This is a genomic window from Thermocrispum sp., assembly GCF_002919275.1.
Lineage (GTDB): Bacteria > Actinomycetota > Actinomycetes > Mycobacteriales > Pseudonocardiaceae > Thermocrispum > Thermocrispum agreste.
This window is the reverse complement of sequence record NZ_PKFA01000045.1, coordinates 68,108-74,557: the sequence shown is the minus strand read 5'-3', so window position 1 is coordinate 74,557 and position 6,450 is coordinate 68,108. Positions and strand designations below refer to the sequence as shown.

Genomic DNA, 6,450 nt, shown 5'->3' with positions numbered 1-6,450 from the left:
GCGGGGCGGTCTCTCGCCCCTACCCGAGGGGAAGCAACGTGCAAGACCTGCTGAACGTCGTCACGCTTGGCTCGATCTACCTGTTGTTCGCGCTGGGCATGGCCTTGGTGTGGGGGACCATCGGCATCCTCAACTTCGCGCACGGGGCCACGTTCATGTTCTCCGCGTTCGTCGGCCATCTCGTCACGCGGGAGACCGAGCTGCCGTTCCTGCCGGTCGTGGCGGTCTCGGTGCTGGTCGGGGCGGCCATCGCGGCGCTCACCCAGCTGCTGGCCTTCCAGCCGATCCTCAAGCGGTCGAAGAACCAGCACGCCGCCGAGATGCGCATCCTCATCGGCGGCATCGGGGTCGCCGCCATCCCGCTGGCGCTCGCCCAGCACCAGACCCGCTCCAGCCCGTTCGGCTTCAATTCCAGTTACGACGCCGAGGTCATGGACGTCTTCGGATTGCGGCTGACCACCACGTCGGCCGTCATCATCGTGTCCGGCCTGGCCATCGGGATCGGCCTGACCGTCTGGGTGCGGCGGTCCCGGCAGGGCCTTGCACTGCGCGCGATCGGGGTCGACGCGGAGACCGCCGCGGGCATGGGCGTCAACCGGACCGCCCTGGCGTTCGGCACCATGGCCACGGCCGGGGCACTGGCCGGCCTCGCCGGGGCGCTGCTGACCTTCCAGCTCGGTGCCATCGCCCCGGAGACCGGAGACCAGCTGCTCATCAAGGCGTTCGCGATCATCGTGCTCGGCGGCCTCGGCTCGATGGCAGGCACGGTCATCGGCGCGTACGTCCTGGCCGGGGCCGAGACGCTCGTGCTGAACCTCAACTACGGCACCTGGGTGGACGCCGTCTCGTTCGGTCTGATCTTCCTGATCCTGCTCGCCCGGCCCCAGGGCCTGCTGGGCCGCAAGGAGGTGCGCCGCACATGAGCGACTGGTACGCGATGAACGTCGTGCTGATCCAGACGACGCTCACCACGCTGCTGCTGGCGTTGAGCATCCAGGTGCCGATCCGCTTCGGAGTCTTCTCCTTCGCCGGGGTCGGCGCCTTCGGTATCGGCGGCTACACCGCCGCCATCGCCATGGTCCACCTGGGCTGGACCACGTGGCCGTCGGTCGCGCTCGGCGCGGTGCTCGCCGGCGTCGTGGTCTTCGCGCTCGGCCTGGTGGTGCAGCGGCTGACCGGCCTGTACATGGGCATGGCGACGATCGCGTTCACGCTGATCGTCTCGGTGGTGGCGGTCAACGGCGGGGAACTCACCGGCGGGCCGGGTGGCCTGTTCGGCGCGCTCGGCGAGATCGACACCGGCCACATCCTGGCGGTCGTGGTCGTGGTGGTGGCCGTGCTGGTGTGGACCGAGGCGAAAGGGATGGGCAGGCGCGTCGACACCGTCCGCGAAGACCCGGAACTGGCCACCGCCATGGGCATCGACGTGGCCAGGTACCGGCTGGCGTCGTTCGCCATTTCCGGGGTCATCGGCGGTCTGGCCGGTGCGATCACCACGCTGCTGCGGTCCACCATCACGCCGGCGGAAGTGAACTTCCACATGGTGGTTCTCGCGTTGACGGCGATCATCGTCGGCGGCGCCCGGTCCTGGCTGGGGGCGTTCATCGGCGCGGTCATCTTCGTCTGGCTGCCGACGGTCATCTCGTTCGTGCAGGAGTGGGAGAAGGTCGTCTACGGGTTTCTGGTGGCGGTGGCCGCGATCTACCTGCCCAACGGTGTGCTCGGCCTGATCAAGGACCTCGTCCATCGCTTGCGCACCCGGCAGGAGCGTGCCCGCATGGCCGTGCTGCAGGAGAAGGGCTGACGGATGGCTGAAAGCGCAGTGGGCAGGCAGACGGCGCTGCTCGCCATGGAGGACGTGGCCGTGCACTTCGGCGGCGTCAAGGCCGTCGACGGCATCACCCTGGAGATGTACGAAGGGAACATCTACGGCGTGATCGGCCCCAACGGGTCGGGCAAGTCGACCTTGCTGGGGGCGATGACCAGGCTGACGCCGTCGACCCGGGGCCGGTTCCTGCTGGACGGCAAGGACTACACCAGGGTCCCGGCGCGGAACGTGCACCGTATGGGCATTTCGCGCACGTTCCAGACCGTGCGCCTGCTCGACGACCGCTCGGTCCGCGACAACATCCTGCTCGGCCTCGACGCGCTGCCCAAGCAGACCCGCAAGGAGACGGCGATGCAGGTCGACGAGGTGATGGAACGGGTCGGCGTGCGGGAGGTGGCGCAGCTGCGCCCCGACGAGCTGTCGTACGGCATGCAGCGCAGGGTGGAGTTCGCCCGCGCCATCATCGGCCGTCCCCGGCTGCTGCTTTTGGACGAGCCCACCGCGGGCATGAACACCGCGGAGCGCAAGGAGATCGGCAAGCTGATGCGGCAGCTGTGCGACGAGGGGATCACCCAGTTCATCGTCGAGCACGACGTGGAAATGATGGTCGAGACCTGCGACTACCTGTTCGCGATGAACGTCGGGAAGCTCATCGCCGAAGGCGAGCCGCAGGACGTGGTCCGGCATCCCGCCGTCCAGGAGGCGTACTTGGGGAAGGGGGCGGCGGCCGATGCTTGAGGTCACCGATCTGCACGTCAGTTACGGGCCGGTACGCGCGGTCCACGGGGTGTCGTTGACCGCCACCGCGGGGCAGGTGACGTTGGTGCTCGGCGCCAACGGCGCGGGCAAGACCACGAGCCTGCGCGCCATCGCCGGGTTCCACAAACCCGACGCCGGGTCGGTGTGGTTCGACGGCCGCGACATCACCGGGATGGCCGCCCACCGGGTGGTGCGGCGCGGCATGGTGCTGGTGCCGGAGGGCCGCAAGATCTTCCTTCCGCTCACCGTCGAGGAGAACTTGCGCATGGGCGGGTACGCCGCCCCGAAGGGCTCGGTCGAGAAGGGGATCGAGGAGATCTACCAGACGTTCCCGATTCTCGCCGAGCGCAGGCATGCGCAGGCCGGCCTGCTCAGCGGTGGCGAACAGCAGATGCTGGCGTTCGGCCGCGCGTTGATGTCCAGGCCCAAGCTCATGCTGATGGACGAACCGTCCATGGGGCTGGCGCCCGCCATGGTCGAGCGGGTGCTCTCCAGCGTCCGCGCGATGGCCGACACCGGGATCGGCATCCTCATGGTCGAGCAGAACGCCGAAGCCGGGCTGCGCATCGCGGACACCGTCGCCGTCGTCAGCCGTGGCGAGACGGTGTGGACGGGCACCGCCGACGAAGCCCGCGACAGCAAGGCGATCGTGCACGCCATGCTCGGGGAGGCGGCGCTGGATGGCGTCTGAGGATGCCGACGACCTGCCCGGAGCGAAGGACATCGAGGACTTGTCCCGGGCCAGGTTGGCTCCGGAGGGCAGGGCGGAGCTGTTCGCCGAGCAGACCGAATGCGTGCTGTCGTTCCTCGAGGACGGCTTGCCGACCGCGGTGGTGCTCAGCTACCTGGTCGACGAGCACGGTCATTTCTGGTTCGCCACGGTGGAAGGCCGGCGCCAGGTGCGTGGCGTGGACGCCGATCCACGGGTTGCGGTGGTGGTGTCCAGTGCGGGCACCGGCCTACCCGGCAGGCGCATGGTCGCGTTGCGCGGCCGGGCCCGGGTGCACCGTGATCGAGCCGTGGTGATGGATCGGGTGCGTCGGCTGGCCCCGCGCCTGGCGCCCGGCGACCCGGAAGCGTTCGTCCGGCTCTTGGACAGCCCCAATCGCGTGGTGATCGAGGTCGTCCCGACCGAGGTGACGGCCTCCCATGACTCGACCCGGCTGGCAGGCGACGGACGAGGCGGCCCTGCCCGTTCGTGACGACGTGTGACGAAGGAGCGCAGGTGGAGCACGACGTGAGTCTCGGTGAGTGGCTGGCCGCGGTGGCGGCCGACCCGGCACGCAAGGGCGCCGAGGTGGTGATCGAGGACGAGCAGGTGGGTGTGCGGGACCTGGACGCGCACGCCTCGAGCGTCGCGGCGGGCTTGCTGGATCTCGGTTTGCAGCCCGGCGAGCGGGTCGCGGTGCTGACCCCGGCTCGGGTGGCGTCGTTGCAGGCGTGGTTCGGTATCGCTCGCGCGGGTCTGGTCGAAGTGCCGCTCAATCCGGCCGCGGGGCCGGTCGCGCTGGCCCACTGCCTGGTGCTGTCCCGGGTTCGCGCTGCGGTGTGCGCGCCGGACCTGGTGCCGCTTCTGGCCAGAGCGATGGCCCAGGCGCGCAGCGACGGAGGGGAGCTGCAGCTGCAGCACCTGCTGCTGCTCGACCCGCTGCCGGGCACCCCGGCCGCCGAGCCCGCCGACACCGGCCTGCGCACGACGCCGTTCACCGATCTTCTCGCGACTTCGCCCCGCGACCTGCCCGCGGTCGACCCCGGGAGCACCGCGGTGGTGCTCTACACCTCCGGGACCACCGGGCCGCCCAAGGGAGTCCGGCTCAGCCACCGGGCCAACGTCAACCTCGCCAGGCACACCACCGAGCTGATGGGTTACACCTCCGACGACCGCCTCTACAGCGTGTTCCCGCTCTACCACGCCAACGCGCGGTACTGCTCGGTCATGACCGGGTTCGACGCGGGGGCGCGCGTCCTCATGCACCGCAAGTTCACCGCGTCCGGCTTCTGGGACATCTGCCGTCGCGAGGGGATCACCGCGTTCAACTACCAGGGCGCGATGATGAGCATCCTGGCCAAGCAGCCTGCTCGGGACGACGACCGCGACAACCCGGTGCGGGTGGCGTTCGGGGCACCGTGCCCGAAGGAGATCTTCACCGAGTTCGAACAGCGCTTCGGGGTGCGGCTGACCGAGATCTACGGCAGCACCGAGGTGTCCCTGGTCTGCGAGATGCCGCCGGAGCGGCGCCGGATCGGCACCGCGGGACAGGAGTCGCCGATCTACACGGTCGCGGTGGTGGACGAGCTGGACCGACCGGTGCCGCCGGGCACTCCGGGGGAGATCGTGGTCCGGCCGAAGAAGCCGGGCTGGATGTTCGACGGCTACGAGGGCGACCCGGCCGCGACCGTCAAGGCGTGGCGCAACCTGTGGTTCCACACCGGCGACCGTGGCGTCCTGGACGAGGACGGCTTCCTCACTTTCCTCGACCGGGCCAAGGACACCGTGCGCAGGCGCGGCGAGAACATTTCGACCTGGGAGGTCGAGCGGGTCATCGCCGAGCACCCGGACGTCGGCCAGGTCGCGGCCTACGGTGTGGCCTCCGAGTTGTCCGAGGAAGAGGTCATGGTCGCGGTCGTCCCGGCGCCGGGCGCGGAGATCGACCCGGCTGCCCTGGTGGAGTTCTGCCGGGGCAGGCTGACCGCCTTCGCTGTGCCGCGTTACGTCCGGGTGGTCGAGGCGTTGCCGCTCACCCCGAGCCAGCGGGTGGAGAAGTACAAGCTGCGCGCCGAGGGCGTCACGCCGGACACCTGGGACCGGGAGGCGGCCCGGTGACCGATCTGCCCGAACACCTGCGGGGCTACGAGCGGTTCCGGCTGGAATCGCCGGCACCCGGCGTGCTGCTGGTGACCATGTGCCGCCCGGAGAAGCTCAACGCGATGGACCAGCTGTGGTTCGCCGAGCTGACCCGGCTCATGCGCACTCTCGGCAAGGACGACGACGAGCACCGCGCGGTCGTGCTGACGGGAGAGGGACGCGCGTTCTCCGCCGGTGGCGACATCGACATGTTCCACGACCTCGACGGCGACGTGAACCTGGTCCGTCCGCACCTGCTGCGGGTGTACGAGGCGTTCCACGCCGTGGAGAAGTGCGCCATCCCGGTCATCGCGGCGGTCAACGGGATCGCGTTCGGTGGTGGGACCGAGCTGACCTTGGCGTGCGACATCGCGTACGCCGCGGAGTCGGCTCAGTTCTCCTTCAAGGAGGTGACGGTCGGCCTCATGCCGGGCTACGGGATCATCCGCGGCCCGGACGTGATCGGGCGCCACCACACCCGGTACCTGGCGCTGAGCGGCCGCACCGTCGACGCGCACGAAGCCCGGTCGATGGGACTGGTCTGCCAGGTGCATTCCGACGACGACCTGGTCCCGGCGGCGGTCGCGCTCGCCGAGGAAATCGCGGCCAACCCACCGCTGGCCGTCCAGGTGGGCAAGGCGTTCATCAACCGGGGGACCGAAGTCGGCTACCCCGAGTCGGTGGAGGCGATCGCCCTGCTGTTCGCCCGGCCGGAGCACCGGGCCGCGGTCGACGCGTTCCGTGCTCGCCGGTTGCGTTGAGGTCGGGGCGCGGGGGTGTGGTGGATGCGTTCCGCACCTGTCGGATGCGCGCTGGTGGACGAGGTCGTACGAGGACGGATGTGGTGCGTGCTCGTCGGTTGCGCCGACGCCGGCGTCCTGGCTCCGCAGGACGTGCTCGTTCTCACTGGCTGCGCCAAGGTCGCGCCTGGCTGCGCAGGACGAGCTCCGTTTCCACCTCCGTTCTCACCGTTGGCGTCGAGGGCGGAGCGTCGGGCTGCGCAGGACGTGCTCGTTCC

The 6,450-nt window shown here is 69.9% G+C and carries 7 protein-coding genes; all 7 read left to right on the top strand.

The features are described from left to right. The coding region (locus tag CXP56_RS10375; RefSeq protein ID WP_286900936.1) for a branched-chain amino acid ABC transporter permease at window positions 1-923 on the top strand (923 nt) is incomplete at its 5' end. Then, complete coding sequence (locus tag CXP56_RS10370; protein ID WP_084609317.1) at window positions 920-1,804, top strand: branched-chain amino acid ABC transporter permease; 885 nt, start codon at window positions 920-922, stop codon at window positions 1,802-1,804. The genes CXP56_RS10375 and CXP56_RS10370, both read left to right, overlap by 4 nt. A gap of 3 nt (window positions 1,805-1,807) precedes the next feature. Then, window positions 1,808-2,566 (top strand): ABC transporter ATP-binding protein, encoded by a 759-nt coding sequence (locus CXP56_RS10365; protein ID WP_028848417.1) that lies wholly within the window; start codon window positions 1,808-1,810, stop codon window positions 2,564-2,566. Continuing rightward, window positions 2,559-3,278 carry an ABC transporter ATP-binding protein gene (locus CXP56_RS10360; protein ID WP_028848418.1) on the top strand — a complete coding sequence of 240 codons (720 nt, stop codon included), beginning with the start codon at window positions 2,559-2,561 and terminating at the stop codon, window positions 3,276-3,278. The genes CXP56_RS10365 and CXP56_RS10360 overlap by 8 nt, the downstream gene beginning before the upstream one ends. Next, window positions 3,268-3,789 carry a pyridoxamine 5'-phosphate oxidase family protein gene (locus tag CXP56_RS10355; protein ID WP_051310342.1) on the top strand — a complete coding sequence of 174 codons (522 nt, stop codon included), beginning with the start codon at window positions 3,268-3,270 and terminating at the stop codon, window positions 3,787-3,789. The genes CXP56_RS10360 and CXP56_RS10355 overlap by 11 nt, the downstream gene beginning before the upstream one ends. A gap of 23 nt (window positions 3,790-3,812) precedes the next feature. Continuing rightward, a complete protein-coding gene (locus CXP56_RS10350) occupies window positions 3,813-5,411 on the top strand; it encodes an AMP-binding protein (protein ID WP_286900933.1) in 1,599 nt (532 codons plus the stop codon). Continuing rightward, window positions 5,408-6,193, top strand: a complete 786-nt coding sequence (locus CXP56_RS10345; RefSeq protein ID WP_051310343.1) for an enoyl-CoA hydratase/isomerase family protein — start codon at window positions 5,408-5,410, stop codon at window positions 6,191-6,193. Before CXP56_RS10350 ends, CXP56_RS10345 begins: the two co-directional genes overlap by 4 nt. Window positions 6,194-6,450: the final 257 nt, after the last annotated feature.